20 protein-coding genes are annotated in these 22722 nt (G+C 73.3%); 15 read left to right on the top strand and 5 right to left on the bottom strand.

Annotation, left to right across the window (positions count from 1 at the left end; genetic code table 11):
- Position 1: 1 nt before the first annotated feature.
- Entirely contained in the window at positions 2-1540 is a 1539-nt protein-coding gene (locus ABZ484_RS22380) for a GMC family oxidoreductase N-terminal domain-containing protein (RefSeq protein ID WP_358867671.1), read from the bottom strand.
- A 371-nt stretch (positions 1541-1911) separates the two neighbouring features.
- On the opposite strand from ABZ484_RS22380, the gene ABZ484_RS22375 reads away from it, so the two are divergent.
- The 14 genes from ABZ484_RS22375 (at position 1912) to ABZ484_RS22310 (ending at position 14809) form a co-directional block, all read left to right on the top strand.
- Positions 1912-3363, top strand: a complete 1452-nt coding sequence (locus ABZ484_RS22375; protein WP_358867670.1) for an MFS transporter — start codon at positions 1912-1914, stop codon at positions 3361-3363.
- 364 nt (positions 3364-3727) lie between these two features.
- The gene (locus ABZ484_RS22370) at positions 3728-4393 is read left to right on the top strand and encodes an NAD(P)-binding oxidoreductase (RefSeq protein ID WP_358867669.1); all 666 of its coding nucleotides are present in this window, start codon (positions 3728-3730) and stop codon (positions 4391-4393) included.
- Entirely contained in the window at positions 4383-5087 is a 705-nt protein-coding gene (locus ABZ484_RS22365) for an SDR family oxidoreductase (RefSeq protein ID WP_358867668.1), read from the top strand. The genes ABZ484_RS22370 and ABZ484_RS22365 overlap by 11 nt, the downstream gene beginning before the upstream one ends.
- A gap of 215 nt (positions 5088-5302) precedes the next feature.
- Positions 5303-5746 carry a nuclear transport factor 2 family protein gene (locus tag ABZ484_RS22360; RefSeq protein ID WP_358867667.1) on the top strand — a complete coding sequence of 148 codons (444 nt, stop codon included), beginning with the start codon at positions 5303-5305 and terminating at the stop codon, positions 5744-5746.
- A 22-nt stretch (positions 5747-5768) separates the two neighbouring features.
- Positions 5769-6428 carry an NAD(P)-binding domain-containing protein gene (locus ABZ484_RS22355; RefSeq protein ID WP_358867666.1) on the top strand — a complete coding sequence of 220 codons (660 nt, stop codon included), beginning with the start codon at positions 5769-5771 and terminating at the stop codon, positions 6426-6428.
- Positions 6429-6682: 254 nt separating this feature from the next.
- Positions 6683-7099 (top strand): nuclear transport factor 2 family protein, encoded by a 417-nt coding sequence (locus ABZ484_RS22350; protein ID WP_358867665.1) that lies wholly within the window; start codon positions 6683-6685, stop codon positions 7097-7099.
- Between the two features lie 53 nt (positions 7100-7152).
- Complete coding sequence (locus ABZ484_RS22345; protein ID WP_358867664.1) at positions 7153-7524, top strand: nuclear transport factor 2 family protein; 372 nt, start codon at positions 7153-7155, stop codon at positions 7522-7524.
- Positions 7525-7539: 15 nt separating this feature from the next.
- Positions 7540-9123, top strand: coding sequence for a GMC oxidoreductase (locus ABZ484_RS22340; protein WP_358867663.1), 1584 nt, complete (start codon positions 7540-7542; stop codon positions 9121-9123).
- Positions 9116-9568 (top strand): VOC family protein, encoded by a 453-nt coding sequence (locus tag ABZ484_RS22335; RefSeq protein ID WP_358867662.1) that lies wholly within the window; start codon positions 9116-9118, stop codon positions 9566-9568. The genes ABZ484_RS22340 and ABZ484_RS22335 overlap by 8 nt, the downstream gene beginning before the upstream one ends.
- 30 nt (positions 9569-9598) lie before the next feature.
- Positions 9599-10036: a nuclear transport factor 2 family protein gene (locus ABZ484_RS22330; RefSeq protein ID WP_358867661.1), complete on the top strand. Its 438-nt coding sequence runs from the start codon at positions 9599-9601 to the stop codon at positions 10034-10036.
- Between the two features lie 30 nt (positions 10037-10066).
- The gene (locus ABZ484_RS22325; RefSeq protein ID WP_358867660.1) at positions 10067-10909 is read left to right on the top strand and encodes a type 1 glutamine amidotransferase domain-containing protein; all 843 of its coding nucleotides are present in this window, start codon (positions 10067-10069) and stop codon (positions 10907-10909) included.
- A 42-nt stretch (positions 10910-10951) separates the two neighbouring features.
- Positions 10952-12628 carry a thiamine pyrophosphate-binding protein gene (locus tag ABZ484_RS22320; protein ID WP_358867659.1) on the top strand — a complete coding sequence of 559 codons (1677 nt, stop codon included), beginning with the start codon at positions 10952-10954 and terminating at the stop codon, positions 12626-12628.
- Between the two features lie 5 nt (positions 12629-12633).
- On the top strand, positions 12634-13230 hold the full coding sequence (locus ABZ484_RS22315; RefSeq protein WP_358867658.1) for a DJ-1/PfpI family protein: 597 nt from the start codon (positions 12634-12636) through the stop codon (positions 13228-13230).
- Between the two features lie 28 nt (positions 13231-13258).
- A complete protein-coding gene (locus tag ABZ484_RS22310; protein WP_358867657.1) occupies positions 13259-14809 on the top strand; it encodes a hypothetical protein in 1551 nt (516 codons plus the stop codon).
- A gap of 192 nt (positions 14810-15001) precedes the next feature.
- Here ABZ484_RS22310 and ABZ484_RS22305 read toward each other — a convergent pair whose 3' ends face one another.
- From ABZ484_RS22305 to ABZ484_RS22290, 4 genes are all read right to left on the bottom strand, one after another.
- Positions 15002-16357: a helix-turn-helix domain-containing protein gene (locus ABZ484_RS22305; RefSeq protein WP_358867656.1), complete on the bottom strand. Its 1356-nt coding sequence runs from the start codon at positions 16355-16357 to the stop codon at positions 15002-15004.
- 444 nt (positions 16358-16801) lie between these two features.
- Positions 16802-18967 carry an ABC transporter ATP-binding protein gene (locus ABZ484_RS22300; RefSeq protein WP_358867655.1) on the bottom strand — a complete coding sequence of 722 codons (2166 nt, stop codon included), beginning with the start codon at positions 18965-18967 and terminating at the stop codon, positions 16802-16804.
- Positions 18964-19860, bottom strand: coding sequence for an ABC transporter permease (locus ABZ484_RS22295; RefSeq protein WP_358867654.1), 897 nt, complete (start codon positions 19858-19860; stop codon positions 18964-18966). Before ABZ484_RS22295 ends, ABZ484_RS22300 begins: the two co-directional genes overlap by 4 nt.
- The gene (locus tag ABZ484_RS22290) at positions 19857-20840 is read right to left on the bottom strand and encodes an ABC transporter permease (RefSeq protein ID WP_358867653.1); all 984 of its coding nucleotides are present in this window, start codon (positions 20838-20840) and stop codon (positions 19857-19859) included. Before ABZ484_RS22290 ends, ABZ484_RS22295 begins: the two co-directional genes overlap by 4 nt.
- A gap of 105 nt (positions 20841-20945) precedes the next feature.
- Here ABZ484_RS22290 and ABZ484_RS22285 point away from each other — a divergent pair, with 105 nt between their 5' ends.
- Positions 20946-22616, top strand: coding sequence for an ABC transporter family substrate-binding protein (locus ABZ484_RS22285; RefSeq protein WP_358867652.1), 1671 nt, complete (start codon positions 20946-20948; stop codon positions 22614-22616).
- Positions 22617-22722 lie beyond the last annotated feature (106 nt).

Below are 22722 nucleotides of genomic sequence, written 5' to 3'. Positions count from 1 at the left end.
CTCAGATGGTGCCGGAGTGTGCGGCGAGGACCAGGTCGGAGGCCTTCTCGCCGATCATCACGCAGGCCGCGTTGGTGTTGCCGGCCACGATCCGCGGCATGACGGACGCGTCGGCGACCCGCACCCCCGCGACCCCGCGCACGCGCAGCTCCGCGTCCACGACGTCCCCGAGTGCGCAGGTGCCCACCGGATGCCAGACCGTTCCGGCGCTGCGGCGCACGAAGTCCACCAGGTCCTCGCGCGAGGTGACCCGCGGACCCGGGGCGAGCTCCGTCTTCGCCACCTCGGCCAGGGCGTCCGTACGGGCCAGCGCCCGGGCCAGCGCGATGCCGTGCAGGAGTGTCTCCAGGTCCGCCGGGTCGCTCAGGTAGTTGCAGCGCAGCAGCGGAGGGCGGTCCGGTCCGGCCGGGTGCAGACCCACCGAGCCGACGCTGCGCGGCTGGGCGAGGACCGGCGCCAGGGTGAAGCCGGGACCCTCCCGGTCCAGGGCCGGATCGACGAACTTCAGCCCGCCGCAGTTCATCTGCAGGTCCGGGGAGCCCTCACCGGGCCGGGTCCGGGTGAAGAAGCCCGTCTCGGAGATCAGGGTCGGTTCGCGCGGCTGCTCCTCCCGGCTGAGCCAGGCCGTGCCGACGATGAGGTGGTCCTGGAGGTTTCGGCCCACGCCCGGAAGGTCGGCGACGACCCCGATGCCGTGCCGGCGCGTTGCGGCGGCGTCCCCGACGCCGGAGCGCAGCAACAGGTACGGGGACCCGAACGCCCCGGCGCACACGATGACCTCGTGGTCCGCGCGGGCCTGCCGCACCTCGCCGTCCTGGACGTACTCGACCCCGACGGCACGGCCGCCGGCGAACAGGATCCGGGTGGCCGTCGCACCGCTGCGCACCGACAGACCGGGCCGCCCCAGCACGGGACGGAGATAGGCCGCGGCGCCGCTGGAGCGCTCGTGCCCGGTGGTCTTGGTGGCCTGGTAGAGGAAGACCGAGTCCTCCTGCCGGTCCGCGTTGTAGTCGAAGCCGGTCCCGGCGTCGCGCAGTCCCACCTCCGCCCCCGCCGCGAACAGCCGCAGCGAGACGGGGGTGGGGTCGGCGTGCCGGATGACGCTCAGCGGTCCGCCCGCGCCCCGGTACTCCGACGCCCCGCCCGCGTAGTCCTCGGACCGGCGGAAGTACGGCAGCACCTCGCGGTGACTCCAGCCGGGCACCCCCCAGCCGTCGAAGTCCCGCCGGTTGCCCCGCACATGCAGCATCCCGTTCACGGAGCTGCAGCCGCCCCACACCTTGCCCCGCAGGGCCGGCACACGGCGGCCCGCGAGGCCCGGCTCGGGCTCGGTGGCGTACCCCCAGTCCAGCTCGCCCGGCCTCCACAGCGCCAGGGTGGCGGACACCTGCTCGCGGTGGATCTCCGGCCGGGTGTCGGGACCGCCCGCCTCCAGCAGGAGCACCCTGGCGTCGCTGCCGGTGACCAGCCGGTGCGTGACGGCGCAGCCGGCCGAGCCGGCGCCGACGACCACGAAGTCGTAGGCCTCGGTGACGGACATGTCTGTCCTTCCGGTCCGGGTGTCGGGGAGTCGGGGGCCCACCGCGGGAGGCGGTGACCCCACCGTGCGTACCCCGGGGCCGGGCCCGTACCGGAGCGGCCGGCGGCACCCGCCGGGACAGCGCCACATCCCCGCCCGTACTGGGCGAAGTTGACGTAGTGCCACCGCGAAGTGCCCGCAATACGGAGCGCGCCCGGCGGCGTCCGGCGGGCCCCGCGCACATCGACCACCTTGGTGGACGCGGATGCGGATGCTCGGCGTGCTCCGCCGGTACGCGGCGCCGGACACCGGCAGCCGGCGAAGGCGGCGCGGCACACCGCGGCACCAACGGAGCGACCGCACCGCAACGACCCCCGTCCCAAGGAGATTCTGTGACCAGCCAGACCGCACCAGCCAGGCACCAACAGGCTGCTCCCCCCACGAGCGCGCGGCCCTGGGCGGCGCTCGTCATCCTCGCCGCGGCGCTGGCCCTCGACTCCGGCAGCGTCGCGGTCATCAACTCGGCGCTGCCCGACATCGGGCGCGACATGAGCATGAGCGAGGCCACCCTGCAGTGGACGATGACGGCGTACGCCATCGCGTTCGCCGGCTTCCTCCTCCTCGGCGGCCGGGCGGCCGACGTCCTCGGGCGCCGGCGCTGCTTCGCGGTGGGCGTGGGCCTCTTCGCCGTCTCCGCGGTGTGCGCCGCCCTCGCCCCGGACACCGGCCTGCTGATCGCCGCCCGGGCCGGCCAGGGCCTCGGCGCCGCGCTGTCGGGCCCGGCCTCACTGGCCCTGGTGACCCAGCTGTTCCCCGAGGGCCCGCAACGCAACAAGGCGCTCGCCATCTACACCTCGGTCGGCGCGTCCAGCTTCAGCATCGGCCTCATCCTGGGCGGCGTGCTCACCGACGCCTTCGGCTGGCGGTCGGTGTTCATCGTCAGCACCGCGATCGGCGTGGCCGTCCTGGCCTCCGTCAAGGCCACCCTCCCGCAGAGCACGCGCACGCGCGAACCCCTGGACGTGTTGGGCGCGGTCGTGGTCACGGCCGGCCTGGCTCTCGCCGTGTACGGCGTCACCCGGGCCTCCACCGCCGGCTGGGGATCGACCGACGTGGTGGTCACGCTGATCGCCGCCGTGGCCCTGCTGCTGGGCTTCGTGGCCTGGGAGGCCCGCACGCCCAGCCCGCTGCTGCCGCTGAGCATCTTCCGCTCCGGCCCGGTGCGCGCCGCGACCCTGTGCGCCGTGACCTTCTTCACCGCCCTGCTGGGCATGCTCTTCCTGGCCCCGCTGTACATGCAGGGCCTGCTCGGCTACTCGCCGCTGGAGTCCGGGGCGGCGATCGTCCCGATGGGCATTCTCGTCATCGTCTCCGCCAACGCGACGGGCCGCGTCATGGGCCGGGTCGGGCCGCGGCCGCTGATGGCGCTCGGCCTGCTGCTCATCGGCGTGGGTGTCGGCGTCCTGTGGGCGCGTGTCCCGCTGGGCGGCAGCTACTGGGTGGACATCCTGCCGGCCGTCGCCGTGATGAGCGTCGGACAGGGCATCGCCTTCGCCTCGATGACGGCGGCCTCCATGACCGGTGTGCCGCAGGAGCAACACGGCGTGGCCAGCGGCTTCAACGTCACCGCCCAGCAGATCGGCGGCAGCATGGGCGTCGCCGTCCTCGTCACCGTGGCCAACGCGTTCACCGACGGCTCCGGCGCGTCCGCCACGCTCTCCGGCTACCACGCGGCCTTCTTCACCGGCGGCGCCGTCGCCGTGGCCGGCGCGGTGGTCGTCGGCCTGTCGGCGGTCGGCCGCAGGCGTACGGCGGACGGCCTCACCGCGGCCGAGGCCGGCTGAACGAGCACGGTCCTTTGCACCCTCCGGCCCGACCGGGACCCCGCCACGCTCTGCGGCCGCGCGGGGTCCCGCGTCTGTCCGGGGACGTCGCGGGTCTGTCCAGGGGCGTCGCGGGTCTGTCGGCGGACGTCGCGGGTCTGTCCGGGGGCGTTCCGGTTCGCTCACCCGCGGGACACGGCGGCGTCCGGCCCCCGGGCGGCCACCGGATGCGCTACCGATGGAGGCCGCCCCCGGAGACCGCCGTCGGACGCCGTCCTCGGACACCGCCGTCGGAGACCGCCGTCGGACGCCTTCCCCGGACGCCGCCCCGGCCGTCCGTTCCGCACCACACCGCAACAACCAGCCAGCCACCACAGGAGTACTCATGACAGTCCAACCCAGCGGCCAGACACAGGAGTTCCTCGTCGTCGGCGGCGCCGGCCGCACCGGACGCCGGGTCGTCGAACGGCTGCTCGCCCGGGGCCACCGCGTCACCGTCGCCAGCCGCCGCCCCGGCCGGGTCCCCGCCGGTGCCACGGCCGTCCGGCTGGACCTCGCCGGCGGCATCGACCCCGAGCTGCTCGAGGGGTCGGCCGGCGCGGTCGTCTCGGTGGAGCCGCCGTCCGACGCGGGCGGCGCCGACGCGCTGCTGCACCGGGGCGTGGGTGCCCTGGCGGACGCGGCGGCCAAGGCCGGGGTACCGGTCGTCCTCGTCTCCTCGATCTACTCGACCCGGGTCGACGAGCACCCGCAGTACGCCGGAATCATCAGGGCGCGGGCCGCGGGCGAGGAGGCGGTGCAGCGCAGCGGCGCCGCCTACACGATCGTGCGCCCCGGCTGGCTCGGCAACGGGCCCGCCGGCGGTGTCCGGGTGGAGCAGGGCGACACCGGCGACGGCTCCACCAGCCGGGACGCGGTGGCGGACGCGGTGGTCGCGGCCCTGTTCGATCCGGCGGCCCGCGGCAAGACCTTCGAGCTGTACGACGATGCCGGCGCTCCGCCGGCCGACTGGGGCGCCGTCTTCCCGGGGCTCGCCGCCGATGGCGGCTGAACCGCCCGTCGCGGTGGTGACCGGCGCCAACCGCGGCATCGGACACGAGGTCGTACGGCAGCTGGCGGACCACGGCCTCACCGTGGTCCTCGGCTCCCGCGACCCGGACAAGGGCCGTCGTGCCGCCGCCCGGCTCGACCCCGGGGGCCACCGGGTGCGGGCGATGCAGCTCGACGTCTGCGACGACCGCAGCGTCACGGCCATGGCCGACCGGGTGCGCGACGAACTCGGCCGCGCGGACGTGCTGGTCAACAACGCCGCCATCCTGTACGACACCTGGGCCCGGGCCCGCTCGGCGGACCTGGACGAGGTCCGGCGCGCCCTGGAGACCAACCTGTTCGGCGCGTGGCGGGTCGCCCAGGCGCTGCTGCCGCTGCTGCGCCGCAGCCCGCATCCGCGGATCGTGAACGTGAGCAGCGGGGCCGGGGCACTGCACGCGATGGGCGGGGGCACGCCCGCCTACAGCGTCTCCAAGGCGTCGCTCAACGCGCTCACCCGACTGCTCGCGGGCGAGCTGCGTCCGGACGGTGTGCTCGTCAACGCGGTCTGTCCCGGCTGGGTCGCCACCGACATGGGCGGGGGCGGCGGGCGCCCGGTGCGGGAGGGTGCCGCCGGTGTGGTGTGGGCCGCCCTGCTGCCCGACGACGGACCGACCGGCGGCTTCTTCCGGGACGGCACCGCCCTGTCCTGGTGACGGCGACCGCTCCGCCGGTGACGGGACCGCGGCCCGCCACAGTCCGGTCACCGACTTGGCGTAGTGCCGGACCGCGGTCCTCGCCCGCTGCCGTACCCGCCGGGAATTTCCTTTACTGAATTCACGGCGGTATTCGAGTCGTTGGTCACTCCGCCGGCACGAGCGGTGCGCCGAAACCGGCGTCGAGAAAAGCGAGAAGCGAAGGAGAAGGACGAATGACTACGGTCACGTCGAACACCGAAGTCGTACAGCGCATGTACGCCGCCTTCCACGCCCGGGACCTGGACCAGCTGCGCAACGAGATCTACGCCCCGGACATCACCTGGAACATGCCCGGCCAGCACCCGCTGTCGGGTCTGCACCGGGGCATCGACGCCGTCATGGCGTTCAACGCCGCCCTCGCCAAGGCGGGCATCCGCGTGGACAACCTGCACGTGGGCGAGCTCGACGACGGCACCGTGGTCGAGCGGCACCTGGGACACGGCGTCTCGGGCGGTGTCGAGTACCTGTTCCCGACCTGCACCTCCTACCGCGTGGTGGACGGGAAGATCGCCGAGGTGCGGGTGCACGCCGGTGACCCGCACGCGGTCAACGAGTTCATGTGGTCGCAGTACCGGCTGAAGGAGCTGCCCGACCGCCTGTCCGAGGGCCAGGTCTGACCAGCGAGGAGGTGAACCGGCCATGCCCGACACCACGACACCGCGCCGCCTCGCCGTCATCGGCACCGGACGGATCGGCACGGCGGCCGGCCGTCTCTGGCTCGCCGCGGGTCACACGGTCGTCTTCGGCTCGCGCAACCCCGAGGCGCACGCCGCGGACATCGCGGCGCTCGGTGAGCGGGCCGGTGTGGCGCTTCCCGCGGAGGCCGCCAAGACCGCGGACATCGTCCTGCTCGCCGTGCCGGGCGAGACGGTCGACGAGCTGACCGACGAGATCGGCGGGCTGCTCGCCGGCAAGATCGTCATCAACGCGACCAACCACCTCGCCTACGTCGACGGGCGCTGGGCCTCCGCCCTGGAGCCCGGTCTCACCGAGGGCCGCCGCATGGCGCGCAGGCTGCCCGACAGCACCGTCGTGCGGGCGTTCAGCCACGTGCCCGACGAGCTGCTCTGGCCGCGCGGCAGCGAGCAGGCCGGCTACTGGGCCATGGCCGTCGCCGCCGACGACGAGGCAGCCGCCGCGATCGTCGCCGAGTTGGTCCGGGACGCCGGCTGGGTGCCGGTCCACCTCGGCGGACTCGACGACTCCGCCGCCCTGGACCCCGGCGGCTCGGTGTTCCATCTGTTCTACAGCGAGGCCGAGATGCGGGATGTCGTCGGCATTCCCGCGACCGTCGGCTGACACCCGCGGCCCCTCCCGCGCCCTCCTGGGCCGCCTCCCCCCGGTGCCCCTTCATCGGCCCGTCCGATGGAGGGGCACCGCGTCGTGGCACGACAGTACGACGTCCGACTTGGCCAAGTGCCGCGTGCGCCACGGCATTCCGTTGTCCGGGATCCGCGGGCCTTGTGTAATGAATTCACGGCGGTATTCGAGGCATTGCCCCTTTCCGCTGAATTCGATGATGCGTCGAGCTGAAAGAAGGAGTGACGGATTCCATGGACAGGAACACCGGCGCCCTGACCCGGGAGCGCGTCGAGGCCGCCTACGGCGCGCTCGGCAGCGGGGACCGTACGGCCATCGAGGAGTACTGGGACCCCCGGGTCACCTGGCAGGCCGCCGGCCGCTCCCGGGTCTCCCGCACCTACACGGGCCTGGACGAGTTCATCGGGTTCCTCACCACGATGGGCGAACTGTCCGGCGGCTCCCTGGCGATGGAGTTCGTCTCCGTCCTCGTCGGGGACGACACGGCCGTGGCCGTCACCCACAACACGGCGAGCCGCGCCGGCGACCCCGGACGGCGGATGGACATCGAGGAGGTGCACGTCCTGCGCTGGCGGGACGGCCGCATCGTCTCCGGGCGGGGCGCGATGCTCGGCGCCGGCACCGCCGAGTTCGAGGCGTTCGTCGCCTGAACCGTCCGAGCCCCGCCCAGGTGCGAAGAACCGATTCCTCACAGGAGGCACGCATGGACACCAGGGACGTCATCACCCGCTACTACGAGCTGGCCAACCAGGGCGACTGGTCCGGCTTCGCCGACCTGTTCGCCGTCGACGCCGTCTTCGACGAGCAGCTGGCCGGCCGCGTGGAGGGACGGGAGGCGCTGCGCGGGATCCTGGCCGGCTTCCCCGAGATGTACGCGTCGTTCACGAACACCCCCCGGCACGTCGTCGTCGAGGGCGAGCAGGCGGCCGTGATCTCCCACATCTCCGCGAAGACCCCGGCCGGCGGCACCATCGAGGCCGACGTCGCCAACTACTTCCGCGTCGTGGGCGGAGAGATCGCCCATGTGGCCAACTTCCACGACACGGTGCCCTTCCGCGCCGTGCTCGCGGGCTGAGACACGGAGCGGGCCGTGGAGGAATTCGACTACGTCATCGTGGGCGCGGGCACCGCGGGATCGGTGCTCGCCCACCGGCTCACCGAGGACCCCGGCGTTCGGGTGCTGCTGCTGGAGGCCGGCGGCCCGTGGATCCCGGCGGCGGTGGACTCCGCACCGCAGTGGGTCACGCTGCTCGGCAGCTCCGTCGACTGGGGCTACCGGACGGTGCCGCAGCCCGGTCTGGGCGGACGCGTGGTGTACGAGCCGCGGGGGAGGATGCCCGGCGGCAGCAGCAACCTGTACATCATGATGCACGTCCGCGGGCACCCCTCGGACTTCGACGGCTGGGTGAAGCAGGGCGCGGAGGGCTGGAGCCACGAGGACCTGCTGCCGTACTTCAGGAAGCTGGAGTCGCAGGAGGACCCCACGGAGGGCGTCAGCGGCACCGAGGGCCCGCAGCGGGTCACCAACGCGGGCCTGCACGACCCCAATCCGTACTCGCGGACCTTCATCGAGGCCTGCGTCGAGCTCGGGCACGAGCGGACCGAGGACTTCAACGCCGGCCGGATGCTCGGCGTCGGCTGGCACCACCTCGACGTCGTGGACGGCCGCAGGCAGGGCGCCCTCCAGGCCTATCTGGAACCGGCCCTGGACCGCCCCAACCTGACCCTGCGCACCGGAGCCCGGGCGAGCAGGCTCGTCTTCGACGGCGACCGCTGCGTGGGCGTGACCTACCGGCTCCGGGCCACCGGGGCCCCCGAGGGCGAGGGCCGCCTCATCGGTGAGGCGGCGACCGACGAGCCCGGTGAGTACACCGTGCGCGCGGCCGGCGAGGTGCTGGTCTGCTCCGGCGCGATCGAGTCGCCCAAGCTGCTGATGCTGTCCGGCATCGGGCACCCGGCGCAGCTGCGCCGGCACGGTGTGCCGCTGGTCGCCGAGGTGCCCGGGGTCGGGGAGAACTTCCACAACCACGTGCTCACCGGAGTGATCGCCGAGACACTGGAGACCGTGGGGCCGCCGCGGCAGAACATGTCGGAGAGCGCGCTGTTCACCGCCTCCCGCCCCGGGCTCAGCGTGCCCGACCTGCAACTCGGCTTCGTGCACGTGCCGTTCGACATCATCGTCGGCCGGCAGCACCCGAACGCCGTCAGCATCCTGCCCGGAGTCGTCCAGCCGCGCTCGCGGGGCTGGATCCGGCTGGCGGACGCCGACCCGTCCAGCCCGCCCCTCATCCACCCCAACTACCTGGGCGACCACGACGACACCCGGCGCCTGGTGAGCGGGGTGCGGCTGGCCCGGGAGATCTTCGCGGCGACTCCGTTCGCCTCCGTCCTCAAGGGCGAGCTGCTGCCCGGGCCGAAGGTGCGCACCGAGGCCGAACTGACCGAGTTCGTCCGCTCCCGCGCCGACACCTACCACCATCAGGCCGGCTCCTGCCGGATGGGCGTGGACGACGGATCCGTGGTCGACCCCCGGCTGCGGGTGCACCAGGTCCGCGGGCTGCGTGTGGTCGACGCCTCCGTCATGCCGACCGTGCCCTCCGGCAACCCCCACACCGCCATCGTCGCCGTGGCCGAGCGGGCCGCCGACCTCATCAAGGAGGACCGAGGTGCCTGACACCCCCGCACGCACCGCGCTGCGGTGGTCCCACGCCGGGCTCAACTGCCGCGACCTGGACGCCACCGAGGCCTTCTACCGCACCTGGTTCGGCTTCGAGCGGGCCCGCGCGGTGGAACTCGGCGAGGACCGCATCGTGTTCCTGCGCAACGGCGACGCCTACCTCGAACTCTTCACCTCGCACGCCGACCCCGGACCGGCGGCCGGCGGCGACGGACCGCAGCAGCCCGGCAGCATCCGGCACCTCGCCTTCCAGACGGACGACCTCCAGGCCTTCCTCGACCGGGCCGGGGAAGCCGTCCCGATCTCCCTGGGCCCCCTGGAGTTCGACGAGTTCATCCCCGGCTGGCGCACCGTCTGGGTCACCGACCCCGACGGTGTGGTGGTCGAGGTCAGCCAGGGCTACCGCGACGAGCAGCCGGTCCACCCCCCGCACGGCCACTGAGCGCACCCGCCACGAAAGGGAAGGACACCCATGGCAGCGACCACCATCACCCAGGAGTCGGCACAGGACTTCGCCCTGTGCTGGTTCGACGCCCTCGACCAGCACGCCCCCCTCGACGAGCTGCTGCCGTACCTGACGCGGGACGGGCTCGTCATGAAGTTCCCCGAGGGCACCTTCCACGGCATCCCGGGCTTCACGGACTGGTACGACGCCGTCGCCCACAAGTTCTTCGACGAGGTCCACACGCTGACCTCGGTCCGTATCCTGTCCGGCACCCATCTGCGGGCCGAGGTCGAGGTCGTCGTCAACTGGCAGGCGAAGGTGTGGAGCCCGCCGGCCGCCCGCAGCACCTGGCTCGGCTTCGACGCCTCCCAGACCTGGACGCTGGCCGTCGAGGACGGGGCCGTCCGCATCGCCGAGTACGTCGTCGACGACATCGCCGCCATGCCCGGATCGGCCTCGCTGTAGCGGCCCGCCCGACCCGAGAGGAACACCCTCATGACCAAGCGCATCCTCATCGTCCTGTCCGAGTACGGGTACTGGGGCGAGGAGCTGATCGGCCCCCTGGAGACCTTCGACAAGGCCGGCTACCACCTCACCTTCGCCACCCCCACCGGCAAGCGGCCCGAGGCGCTCCCGCCGAGCATGGACCCCGACTACATCGACCCGCCGCTGGGCCGCTCCGTCACCACGCCCGAGATGGCCGCCAAGGTGCGCGCCGTGGAGGCCTCGGACCGGCTCGACAACCCGCTCGACCTGGCGTCTTGGCTGCCCGACCGGCCGTACCGGTCCAAGCCGTACTTCCTGCGCGACTGGGAGGCGTACAACACGCGCCTGGAGCAGGTCCGGGCCCAGATCGCCGACCGCTACGACGCGCTGCTCATCGTCGGCGGCAGCGGACCCATCGTCGACCTCGCCAACAACTGGCGGGTGCACGACCTGATCCTCGCCTTCCACGAGCTGGACCGGCCGATCGCCGCCGAGTGCTACGGCGTCGCCTGCCTCGCCTTCGCCCGCGACCAGGAGACCCGCGAGTCCATCATCCGCGGCAAACACGTCACCGGGCACTGCATCGAGTACGACTACAAGGACGGCACCGGCTTCCTCGGCACCGACTTCGTCATCGGCCCGCCGCCGTACCCGCTGGAGTACATCCTGCGCGACGCCACCGCACCCGGCGGCGCCTACCACGGCAACTTCGGCAAGGAGACCTCGGTGATCGTGGACTACCCGTTCATCACCGGACGCTCCACCCCCGACTCCTACCTGACCGGCCAGAAGACCGTCGAGGTCCTCGAACACGGCCTGCGGCAGTGGGGGTTCAGGGCGGCCACCGCCTGACGCCCGGCCGCAACCCGCCGTCCCACGAGAGGTGAGCACACCATGGACGCAAGGCCCGCGCGGGTCGCGCTGCTGGAGCAACTGCAGGCCGAAGGGGTCCGGTACATGTTCGGCAACCCCGGCACGGTCGAGCAGGGGTTCCTCGACGAACTGCGCTCCTTCCCCTCGGTCAGGTACGTCCTGGCCCTCCAGGAGGCCACGGCCGTCGGCATGGCGGACGGCCACGCCCGCGCCACCCGCACCCCGGCGGTCCTGCAACTGCACTCCGGAGTCGGCCTCGGCAACGGCATCGGCATGCTCTACCAGGCGATGCGCGGGCACGCCCCCATCGTGACGCTCGTCGGCGAGGCCGGGCTGCGCTACGACGGCATGGACGCGCAGATGGCCGCCGACCTGGTCGGCATGGCCCGCCCCGTCACCAAGTGGGCGACCCGGGTCGTCGACCCCGACTCCACCCTGCGCGTGCTGCGCCGCGCCTTCAAGGTGGCCGGCACCCCGCCCTACGGCCCGGTGCTGGTGGTGCTGCCCGCCGACGTGATGGACCGCGACACCCGCGAGGCCGTCGTGCCCGTCTCCTACCCGGACACCCGCAGCGCGCCCTCCGCCGAGACCGTGGAGCGCGCGGCGGCCCTGCTGGCCGGCGCCGAACGCCCGCTGGTCGTCGCCGGTGACGGCGTGCACTTCGCCGGTGCCCAGCCCGAACTGGCCCGCCTCGCCGAGGTGTGGGGCGCCGACGTGTACGGCGCGGACTGGGCGGAGGTCAACCTCTCCGCCGAACACCCGGCGTACGCGGGCCAGCTGGGCCACATGTTCGGCGAGCAGAGCCGGCGGATCACCGGCGTCGCCGACGGTGTGCTGATCGTCGGCACCTACGCCCTGCCCGAGGTCTACCCGGCCCTCGACGGGGTCTTCGGCGACGGAGTCCCGGTCGTGCACATCGACCTGGACACCGACGCGATCGCCAAGAACCACCCGGTCGACCTCGGCATCGCCGCCGACCCGAAGGCCACCCTCGGCCTGCTGGCCGAGGAGCTGGGCCGGCGGATGGGGCCCGACCGGCGGGCCTCGGCGGCCGAACGGCTGCGCAGGCGCGCCGCCGAACGGGCCGACGCGCTCGCCGGACTGAGGGAACGGGACTGCTTCACCGCCGACGCCGGGCAATTGCCCACCATCGCCCTCGCGCAGCAGCTGGCGCGGCAACTCCCGTCGGACGCCCTGCTGTTCGACGAGGCGCTGACCGCCTCTCCGGAGATCTTCCGGTACCTGCCTCCGACCGTACCCGGCCAGTGGATGCAGACCCGCGGCGGCTCGCTCGGCGTCGGCATCCCCGGCGCGCTCGGCGCCCAGCTGGCCCATCCGGACCGCACGGTGGTCGCCTTCACCGGCGACGGCGGCAGCATGTACACCTTCCAGGCGCTGTGGACCGCGGCCCGCCACGGCATCCCCGCCAAGTTCGTCATCTGCAACAACGGCGGCTACCGGCTGCTGGAGTACAACATCGAGGAGTACTGGCGCAGCCAGGACATCCCCGCCCACGAACAGCCCGAGATCTTCGACCTGAGCCGGCCGCCGATCGACTTCACCGGCCTCGCCGCCTCGCTGGGCGTGGCCGCCGTACGAGTGGAGAAGCCCGGCCAGGCGGAGGCCGCCGTGGCGCAGGCGCTCGCGCACCGGGGGCCGTTCCTGATCGACCTGGTGACAGCGAAGGGACGGGGGTAGCAGCCGTGCGACTGTCCGGTCACAAGATCGCCGTCCTGATGGAGAGCGACTTCTACGAACCCGAGATCCTCTACTACCGGCACCGGTTCCCCGAGGAGGGCGCCGAGATCCACTTCCTGTCCCGGCTGTGGGGCAACGACACGATCACCTTCCGGGGCCACGAGCACCGGATGCCCTTCGACGTCACCGAGTCCTTCGAGGACGTGGACGAGTTCGGGCTGAAGGAGTTCTCCGCGGTGATCGTGCCCTCCGGGATGGTCGCGGACCGGCTGCGCTACACCGAGGACCCCGGCCGGCTGCCGCCCGCGACGCGGTTCCTGCGCCGCGCGTTCGCCGACCCGGCGATCGTCAAGGGCATCATCTGCCACGGCATGTGGCTCGCGGCCCCGGTCCCCGGTCTGGTGCGTGGCCGGCGTGCCGTGGTGCACAACAACCTGCTGGGCGACCTGCGCAACATGGGCGGGGAGTACGTCGACCAGGACGTCGTCGTCCACGACGACCTGGTGACCGCCCGCACCGGCGACCACTGCCACCTGTTCGCCCGCACGATCATCGACCTGCTGGCGACCCGTCGGCGGCCGGCCCCGGTCGGGCGCCGCTGACGGAGCACGGAACGGGGGAGGAACGATCATGACACCGGTGACCGGGCGCGCACAGCCGTCTGCGGCGCGCCCGCTCATGCCCGCACCACCGCCCGGCGCCGCGGCCCCGCCGCGGCCGCCCGTCGCACGGTGGCTCACGCCCGCGGAGGACCGCCCGGCGGGGCCCGGACTGCTGGAGCCGATGCTTCCGGCGCTCGGTCCCTGGCTGTCCGGCCGCCGCTGGTTCGACGCGCGGTACGCCGGGGCGGCGCTGACGGCCCGTGCGGCGAGCGTCGTCGGCGACGAGCCGCCGCTGTTGCTGCACGCCGTCGTCTCGGCCCACCGACCCGGCGGACCGCCGCTGCACCACCAGCTCCTGCTGGGGCTGCGCCCGCACCTGCCCGCCCGCCTCGAACCCGCCGCCATCACCTGTGTGCCGGACGGCCCCTGGCGGGGCTGGCGCCTGTACGACGCGCTCGCCGACGGCACCCTGCTGGGTCTGCTGCTGCGCACCCTCGCGGACGGGGGCGCCGGTCCCGGGCCGCGCCTGGAGCGCGCCGGCCGGTATCCGCTGCCCGTCGGCGGGGTGCCCCGGCCGCTGGAGGCCGAGCAGTCCAACACCACCGTGGCCTACGGCGACCGGGTCCTGCTGAAGCTCTTCCGCCGTCCCGAGCCCGGCCCGCACACCGAGGTCGACGCGCTCGGTGCCCTCACCCGGCAGAGCTGCGCGCACACGCCCCGCCTGTACGGGGCGCTGCACAGCGACGCCCCCGGCGCCGAGGGCCTGGTGCTCGGCCTGGTCGAGGAGTTCCTGCCGGACGCACGCGACGGCTGGGAGGAGGCGGTACGGCAGGCACGCGCATGCCTGGACGGCTCGTGCCGGGGCGTCCCGGCCACCGGCGGCTTCACCGGGTACGCCCACAGCCTGGGCCGGGCCGTCGCCGAGGTGCACGGCTCGCTGGCCGAGGCCTTCGGACGGACCCGGCTGACGGCCGAGGACGTGGCCGAGGAGGCGGCCCGGATGAATCTCCGGCTCAAGGAGGCCGCCGAGGAGGTCCCGGCCCTCGGCCGGTACACCCGACGGCTGGGCGTGCTCTTCGACGCCTACGCCCGGCTGGCCGGCCGCGGCTGCCCCGTCTTCACCCAGCGCACCCACGGCGACCTGCACCTGGGACAGGCCCTGCACACCGCGGACGGCTGGCGGATCGTCGACTTCGAGGGCGAGCCCGCCCGGCCCGCCGCCGAACGCGCCCGCCCGCAGCCGGTGCTGAAGGACGTCGCCGGCATGCTGCGCTCCCTCGACTACGCCGCCCGTACCGCACTGGCCGCGCCCGACTCCGGCGATCCGGACGGCGCTTCGCCCGCCCAGCGGCTGCGGCGGCTGCGCCGCGCCCACGCGTGGGCCGTGCGCAACCGGCGGGCGTTCGCCGCGGGGTACGCCTCGGCGGGGCGGGACGACCCCGACTGCCACCCGGTGCTGCTGCGGGCGTTCGAGGCGGACAAGGCCGTCTACGAGGCCGTCTACGAGTCCCGCCACCGCCCCCACCTGCTGCCGGTCCCGCTCGCCGCGGTGCACCGGCTGGCGGGGACGGCCCGGTGAGGCGGCGGCGGAGTTCCGCACTTCCGCGTGGGGGGCGTTCCGTCCGGCGGCGCGGGGAATTCGCCTGCGGTCCCGCGGAATTCGGATCTTCGCGGGGCCGCAGGCGGGGGGCCCGGATGAATTCCGGGGGAAAGCGGAGTCGCCGGACGGGGCGCGGGAATTGGCCCGGGGCGGGGAATGCCGGCGACGGGGTCAGGGCCGGTGCTGCCGGGCGAGGACCGTGCTGGGGTCGCGGTGCGACGTCATGCCGACGGCCGCCAGCGCTTGGTCGTAGGCCTTGAGGGCCTCGCCGCTGTCGCCCTGCCGCTTCCACAGGTCGCCGATGTAGCGCCAGTTGAGGGCGGTCATGTGGGAGGGCGGAAACTGGCGCAGCTGGCGGGTCGCCCCTTGCAGATACTGTGCCGCCTGGCCTCGGTCCCCGCGCAGCAGGTGGATGTCGGCGAGCGTGGCGCGCGCGCTGACGGCCTGGATGCGCAGCTCGTTGCCCGAGAGGCCGAGGGCTCGCTCCGCGTGGGCCGCGGCCTGGTCCCAGTTCCCGAGCATGGCCTCCGCGTCGGCGAGGTGGACCTCGCAGGCGGCGAGCTCGGGCACGTTGCCCACTTCGGCCAGCAGTTGCTGAGCCTCCTCCAGCAGGTGTTTGGCCCGCTCCGGTTCAGGCGCGTCGACCCGCAGGAGCAGGAAGCCGTAGTTCATCTTGAGCATGGCCAGGTGACGCAGGTTGTCGTCCTCGGACATCAGCGCCAGCGCCCGCTCCACCAGGGCGAGGGCCTCGTTGAGCTGACCGCGCGAGCGGGCCACGAGCCCGGCGTTCCAGTAGACGGCGCCCCGTGCGGCCCGCGCGCCCTGCCTCTCGGCGGTGTCGACGAGCCTGTTCCCCAGCAGCTGGGCCCGGGTGAGGTCACCGCGCATGTGGTAGGAGCCCATGAGCGTGGCCCCGAGCTGGATGTGGTCGACGGTGACGTCCAGACCGAGGGCGTCGAGCCGGGTCATGGCACGTTCGCCGATCTCGATGCTGAGCGTGATGTCGCCGGCGTCCCGGTAGCACCGGCACAGGGCGACGTGGACCTGGCACCACTCGGCCGATCCCGGCGCCAGCTCCGGGTCCCGCTGCAGTTCGTCCAGGACCGCGACGGCGGCCTCGATCCGGTTGAGCTTTTCCAGGGCGGTGGCCTGGGCGAGTCGCGCGCGCCGGGTCATGTGCGCGTCCAGCAGGGACGGATGGGCGAGAAGCTCGCTGAGCGCCTGCAGGGCCTCGCCGTTGCTGCCGTTGCGCAGGGCCATCTCGCCGAATGCCAGGCGCAGCCGCGCCTCTTCCAGCTCCTTGTCGTCGCGTCCGGTGCGGAGGTACTCCACGGAGCACTCCAGGCGCTGGGCGAGGGCCGTGAGCACGGCGTCCGAGGGCGCCCGCTTGCCGGACTCGATCAGGGAGATGTAGCTCGCCGATATCTCCCGGGACGCGAGGTCCTGCTGCTTGAGTCCGCGCTTGCCGCGCAGCAGCTTGATCCGCTCGCCCAATTCGGTGGGGGTGGAGGTCTCACGAGGGTTCATATGTTGCTCCCTGAGGGGGTGCTTGACCACCACCATGACACTCCGACCTTACAGGGAAGTCAACGACTGGTCAAGGAGATTGGCTTGACCCTTACCCTCTTCTGCGCCGACGCGCGGTGGCCTCGGAGCGGCCATGGGTGTGCGTACGGAGAAACGAATTCCATTCGGATATCTCTATTCCGTTTCCCCTGGCCTGTATTTTGCTTTCTGCTACTTGACTCAGATAGTCAAGTCAAGTTGACTCAAGGAGTCATCGAAGTTCTCTCGAGCCTCACAGGAAGGGATTCCAGTGCGTCTCAAGATATTCGCACTCATCGCAAGCATGATCTTCATCGGCGGACTCGTGACCATGGGGACGTGGGTGCACGGGTCCCATGGCTCGGAACGTCCCCTCGTCAAGGAGGCGGGCCCGGTCACCGGCGGCGGCTGCTGCTGAGCCCCCGCTCACGCCGGTCCGGTCGACCAGGGGGTGTCTGTGCCGGTGCGGGAGTCGTGCACAGCCACATCACCGAGCGGGAAATGGCAGGCCGCGGCGTGCGTGCCCGAAGGGGCGAGGGGCACCTGCGGCGGCAGCCCCGTCTCGCAGCGCGTCCGCTGGGCGGACGCCAGTGCCGCCCACACCGGGCACCGGGGCCTGAAGCGGCACCCGGCGCCCGGCTGCGCGGCGGAGAGCTGCTCACCGGGCAGGGTGATCCGGCGCCGGGCCGGCCGGGCGGCCGGGGCCAGGAGCGGGACGGCCGAGAGCAGCGCCCGCGTGTAGGGATGGCGCGGCCGGCCGAACACCTCGGCCACCGCGCCCGTCTCCACCGTCCGGCCCCCGTACATCACGGACACCCGGTCGGCGATCTGCCGCACCACCGCGAGATCGTGCGTGACCAGCAGACAGGCCGGCCCGATGTCCTGCTTCAGCCGCAGCAGCAGGTCCAGGATCCCGGCCTGCACCGACACGTCCAGCGCGGACACCGGCTCGTCGAGCAGCAGCAGCGCGGGCTCCGTCGCCAGCGCACGGGCGATGGCGATGCGCTGCCGCTGCCCTCCCGAGAACTCGTGCGGATAGCGGTCCGCGTCCGTGGGGTCCAGGCCGACCTGGGCCAGCAGCCGCGGCACGCGCGCCCCCACGACGGCCCGCGAGGCGTGCCCCGCGAGCAGTGGCTCGGCCACGATGGCGCCGACCGGCATCCGCGGGTCGAGGCTCGAGAACGGATCCTGGGGCACGATCTGCACAGCCCCGCGCAACCGTCGTGCCGTGTCCCGGGAGAGCAGCGCCGTGTCCTGTCCGAGGACCTCCACCCGGCCGGCCTCGGGCACGGCGAACGAGGCGACCGCCATCAGGGTGGTGGTCTTCCCGGCGCCGGACTCGCCGACCAGCGCGTGGGTCTCGCCGCGGCGGACCTCCAGGTCGACGTGTTCGACGGCGGGCAGTGAGCGCTCGCTCCGCCCCCGACCGCGCGGTAGCCGGTAGGACCGGGCGAGCCCTGAGACCCGTAGCACGGCCTCGGACGCGGCGGCGGAGGGCGCGGTGCCCGCCGGCGGCGCCCCGTCGAGCGCGGCGGCGGTCCCGGGCGGTGTGACGGCCGACGACGGGAACAGCTCCGCCGCCGTCAGGTGCGGTACGACGGCCGTCCGGTGGCAGGCCACCTCGTGTGCGTCCGCTCCGGTCGGTCCGGACCCGGACAGGCCGTCCACGCCCGCCAGTTCCGGTTCGGTCCCCGCGCACCGCGGCTGGGCCAGGGGGCAGCGCGGCGCGAAGGCACACCCCGGGCCGACGGCGTCCGGCGGTGGCGCGGTGCCGGGTACCGGTGTCAGCACCACCCTGGCGTCCGGCCGGGGCACCGAGCCGACGAGCCCCAGCGTGTACGGCATCCTGGGCCGGGACAGCACCGCCGCCACCGGACCGGTCTCCACGATCCGCCCCGCGTACATGACCGCCACCCGGTCCGCCTCCTCGGCGGCCACCGCGAGATCGTGGGTGACCAGCAACAGCGCCGCACCGGTCTCCCGCCGGGCGTCCGCGAGAGCCTGGAGGATCTGGGCCTGCACGGTGACGTCGAGCGCGCTCGTGGGCTCGTCGGCGACGAGGACCTCGGGGCGGTTGGCCACCGCCATCGCGATCATCGCCCGCTGGCACATCCCGCCGGACAGCTGATGGGGGTAGGCCCGCGCGGCCCGCGCCGGATCCGGCACCCCCACGAAGTCCAGCAGTTCCACCGCCCGCCGCAGCGCCGGCGCGCGCCCCGGACGCGGGCGCTCGTGGATCCGTATCGCCTCCGCGATCTGGTCGCCGACCTGCCGCACCGGGGTGAACGCGTGCAGCGGGTCCTGGAAGACCATGCCGATCCGGCGTCCGCGGATCCGCGCCAGCTCCCGCACGGGCAGCCCGACCAGTTCGTGGCCCGACAGCCGTACCGAGCCGCCGAGGCGTCCGCCCGGCGGCACCAGGCCCAGCAGGGAGAGCGCGGTGAGCGTCTTGCCCGCCCCCGACTCGCCCACCAGCCCCAGGACTTCGCCGCGGCACAGCGTGAGGTCCACCCCGCGCACCACCGGCACGAGACCGTGCCGTCCGCCGCCGACGGCGACGGTCAGGCCGCGCACCTCCAGGACGGCGGTCACCCGGAGATCCCCGGCGCGGCGGCGTGGGACGGCACGGAGGACGTGCGCACGGCCGCGGGGTCGAGTGCCTCCCGCAGCGCGTTGCCCAGGAGATTGACCGCGAGTACGAACGCGATCAGCAGGCCCGCGGGGAAGAAGAACATCCACGGATACACCAGCGCCACATCCGTCCCGTCCGCGATGAGCGTGCCCAGGGACACGTCGGGCGGCTGCACGCCGAACCCGAAGTAGGACAGTCCGGTCTCGCTGATCACCGCCCCGGCCACGGCGACCGTCGCGTCGGTGATCAGGAACGACGCCGTGTGCGGCAGGATGTGCCGCCAGATGATCCGGGCCGGCCGCACCCCCATCAGCTCAGCCACCACGACGAACTGACGCTCTTTCAGGGACAGGGTCAGCGCGCGCACCGTCCGCGCGGTGACCATCCAGCCCAGCAGGGCGAGCACCACCACCAGCGCGAGCCAGCCCCACTTCCGCAGCCGCGGCGCCAGGACCACCAGGACCAGGAAGGCGGGCAGCACCAGCATCAGGTCCACCACGAACATCAGCACCCGGTCCGTCCAGCCGCCGAGGTACCCCGCGCAGGCACCCACGGCGGCGGCGAGCGCGGTGGCGAACAGGGCGACCAGAAGGCCGATCAGCAGCGACTTGCGCAGCCCCCACACGGCCTGCGCGAACACGTCCTGCCCGATCCGGTTCGTGCCCATCCAGTGCCGGGCGCCCGGCGGCCGGCGCAGCGCCGTGTAGTCGACGTCCGTGTGCGACCACGGGCAGACGTACGGTCCCACGAAGGCCAGCGCGGCCAGGACCAGCAGCATCGCCAGCCCGCACAGCGCGCCCGGATGGCGCGGCAGCCGGCGCAGCACGGCCCGTCCCCGTCCGGTGCCCCTCACGGTCGGCGCACCCGGGGGTCGAGCACGGCGTGCAGCACGTCGGCGAGCAGCCCGGCGGCCAGGACGAGGGCCGCGGCGAAGACGTTGACGGCCATCACCGAGTTGACGTCGCCCTTCTCCACGGAGTCCATGAACCACGTGCCCATCCCCGCCCAGCCGAAGATGCGCTCGGTGAACACGGCCCCGGTGAACACGGCGAGGAAGCCGAAGGAGAAGAACGTCGCCGACGGCACCAGGGAGATCCGCAGCCCGTGCCGCAGCAGGGCGCGGCCCGGGGTGAGGCCCTTGGCCTGCGCGGTGCGCAGATGGTCCGCGCCGAGCACGTCGAGGGTGGCGCCGCGCTGGTAGCGGCTGTAGAAGGCGATGCCGGCGAGCGCGACACAGAGCGACGGGAGCAGCATGTGCGCCGCCGCGTCGCGCAGGTGTACCGTCCAGCCGCCCCGCAGTCCCGGCGTGCGCTCTCCCGTGTAGCGGATGACCGTGCCGCCCGCCGCCCGGTTGACGGCCAGCGCGCCGGTCTTGAGGAGCAGCGCCAGCACGAACGTGGGGATCGACAGCACGGCGAAGGAGAACACGGTCAGGGCCCGGTCGGCGGGCCGGCCGCGGCGCACCGCCGCCCACGTCCCGGCGGCAACGCCCAGGGCCGTCCCGATGAGGGTGCCGGCCAGCAGCAGCCGTACGGACACCCGGACCCGGCGGCCGAACTCGGCGTTCACGGACTCCCCGTCGAGGGTGCGGCCCAGGTCGCCGCGGGCCGCCCGGGCGGCCCAGTGGCCGAAGCGCTCCGGCAGGGGAGTGCGGTCGTCGACGCCGAGGCGGGCGAGCTCGCGGTCCACGGTGCGGGCGGCCGGAGGCGGCTGCCGGTCCTCGAAGTAGGCGCGCGGGGACAGCGCCGTCGCGGTGAGCGCGTAGGACAGGACCACCGAGGCGAGGAACAGGCCCGCGCAGCGGGCCAGACGTCCGGCGATCAGCGTCAACACACTGCGATGTTAAGCTGCCGTGCCGCAATTCGCTGGCTAGTTCGGTTAGTTGACGGACGCATCCTCGACAGGGGGCGATGGATGGTACGGCGATTACGAGGACTGTTGGCCTGGGCGCTGAGCGCGGTGATCGCCGTCGCCGCCGCGGCCGGGTGTTCCGGCTCCGCCGGCCGGGACGACGCACCGCACGGGGCGCTTCCGACGTACGGCGCCTACGACATCAACCCCCGGCCGGCGGACGCACTGCGCTCCGGCGGCACCCTGACCCTGCCGATCACGCAGATGATCACGCAGTTCAACTACCTCCACGTCGACGGGGCGACCACGGGGACCTGGACCGTCGACACCATGACGGAGCCGAGGCTGTTCGCCCGGGACGTGAACGGCGTACCGCGGCCCGACCCCGCGTACCTGCGGTCCGCCGCCGTCACCAAGACCTCCCCCCAGGTGGTGACCTACCGGCTCAACCCGAAGGCCAGGTGGTCGGACGGGACGCCGCTGAGCTGGCGGGACTTCGCGGCGCAGTGGCGCGCGCTGGGCCGCGGCGACCAGCGCTACCCCGTGGCCGACCCGAGCGGGTACGACCGCATCGGGGACGTCCGGCAGGGCTCGGACCCGCACGAGGTGCGTGTCGTCTTCAAGCGGCCCTTCGCCGACTGGCAGCAGTTGTTCACGCCGCTCTTCCCGGCGGCCGCCTACGCCACCCCCGGCCAGTTCGACCGGGCCTGGCAGGGGCGGCTGCCCATCACCGCCGGACCCTTCACCCTCGGCTCCATCGACCGGACCACGCAGACGATCACTCTGGTCCGCTCCCGCACGTGGTGGGGTCCCCACCCCCGGCTCGACCGGGTGGTCCTCCGCGTCCTGGACCCGGCCGCCGCCCTCCAGGCCTTCCGCAACGGCGAGGTCGACGTCGTCAACGCCGCCACCACGGAGGCGTACCAGCAGCTCGCCAGGGCGCCGGACTGCGACATCCGGGTCGGGTCCGCCTGGGACGAGGTGCACGTCACGATGAACGGCGCCGCCGGCCCGCTCGCCGACCGGACCGTGCGCAACGCGCTCCAGCAGGCCGTCAACCGCAAGGCCCTGGCGGACGTGGCGGCGGAGGGCCTGCCCGTGAAGGTGCCCCTGCTCGGGAACCACTTCTTCATGACCGACCAGCCGGGGTACGCCGACAACTCCGGCCGCTACGGCACCTACGACCCGAAGGCCGCCGCCCGCGCCCTGGAGAGGGCCGGCTGGCACAGCCGCGGCGCGGGAAAGCCGCGCGTCAAGGACGGCAGAAGCCTCACCCTGCGCTTCGTGCTGGACGCGAACACCAACCGCCTCGGGCTCGACCTGGCCCAGCTGCTCCAGCAGATGCTCGCCGGGGTCGGCGTGAAGGTCGACCTCCTCAAGGTGCCCGCCGACGCCTACGGCCCCAAGTACCTGAACAAGGGCAACTTCGACCTCGCCATCTTCCGGTTCGTCGGCCTGACCTACCCGAGCTCCACCTACGCCATCTACCACAGCCCCCAGGGACAGCAGGTGTTCGAGAACTACGGCCGGGTCGCCTCCGCGGACGTGGACCGACTGCTCGACCGGGCCGTCGGCACCCTCGACGTGAAGCAGGCCCGCCGCCTGTACAACCAGGCCGACGCCGAGATCTGGAGCCTGGGCCACGACATCGAGCTCTATCAGCGCCCGCAGGTGCTCGCCGTCCGCAAGGGCCTGGCGAACTACGGGGTGCCAGGCCTCGGCGACATCGACTTCACCCGGGTCGGCTGGCAGAAGTGACGGCACCACCTCGCCGTCCGGGTCTGCCGCCGTCCCCTCCGGGGCCGTCCCGTCCGCCGACGGCCCACCCGCTGTGGATCCCGGCGCCGCCGTCCGGTCACACCGC

Source organism: Streptomyces sp. NPDC006393 (assembly GCF_040628575.1).
GTDB lineage: Bacteria > Actinomycetota > Actinomycetes > Streptomycetales > Streptomycetaceae > Streptomyces.
This window is presented reverse-complemented; position numbering and strand designations above follow the sequence as displayed.

Bases quoted from the DNA above. Each gene is read 5' to 3' on its own strand.
- ABZ484_RS22380 (WP_358867671.1), bottom strand. From the start codon at position 1,540: ATGTCCGTCACCGAGGCCTACGACTTCGTGGTCGTCGGCGCCGGCTCG.
- ABZ484_RS22370 (WP_358867669.1), top strand. From the start codon at position 3,728: ATGACAGTCCAACCCAGCGGCCAGACACAGGAGTTCCTCGTCGTCGGC.
- ABZ484_RS22365 (WP_358867668.1), top strand. From the start codon at position 4,383: ATGGCGGCTGAACCGCCCGTCGCGGTGGTGACCGGCGCCAACCGCGGC.
- ABZ484_RS22360 (WP_358867667.1), top strand. From the start codon at position 5,303: ATGACTACGGTCACGTCGAACACCGAAGTCGTACAGCGCATGTACGCC.
- ABZ484_RS22355 (WP_358867666.1), top strand. From the start codon at position 5,769: ATGCCCGACACCACGACACCGCGCCGCCTCGCCGTCATCGGCACCGGA.
- ABZ484_RS22350 (WP_358867665.1), top strand. From the start codon at position 6,683: ATGGACAGGAACACCGGCGCCCTGACCCGGGAGCGCGTCGAGGCCGCC.
- ABZ484_RS22345 (WP_358867664.1), top strand. From the start codon at position 7,153: ATGGACACCAGGGACGTCATCACCCGCTACTACGAGCTGGCCAACCAG.
- ABZ484_RS22330 (WP_358867661.1), top strand. From the start codon at position 9,599: ATGGCAGCGACCACCATCACCCAGGAGTCGGCACAGGACTTCGCCCTG.
- ABZ484_RS22325 (WP_358867660.1), top strand. From the start codon at position 10,067: ATGACCAAGCGCATCCTCATCGTCCTGTCCGAGTACGGGTACTGGGGC.
- ABZ484_RS22320 (WP_358867659.1), top strand. From the start codon at position 10,952: ATGGACGCAAGGCCCGCGCGGGTCGCGCTGCTGGAGCAACTGCAGGCC.
- ABZ484_RS22310 (WP_358867657.1), top strand. From the start codon at position 13,259: ATGACACCGGTGACCGGGCGCGCACAGCCGTCTGCGGCGCGCCCGCTC.
- ABZ484_RS22305 (WP_358867656.1), bottom strand. From the start codon at position 16,357: ATGAACCCTCGTGAGACCTCCACCCCCACCGAATTGGGCGAGCGGATC.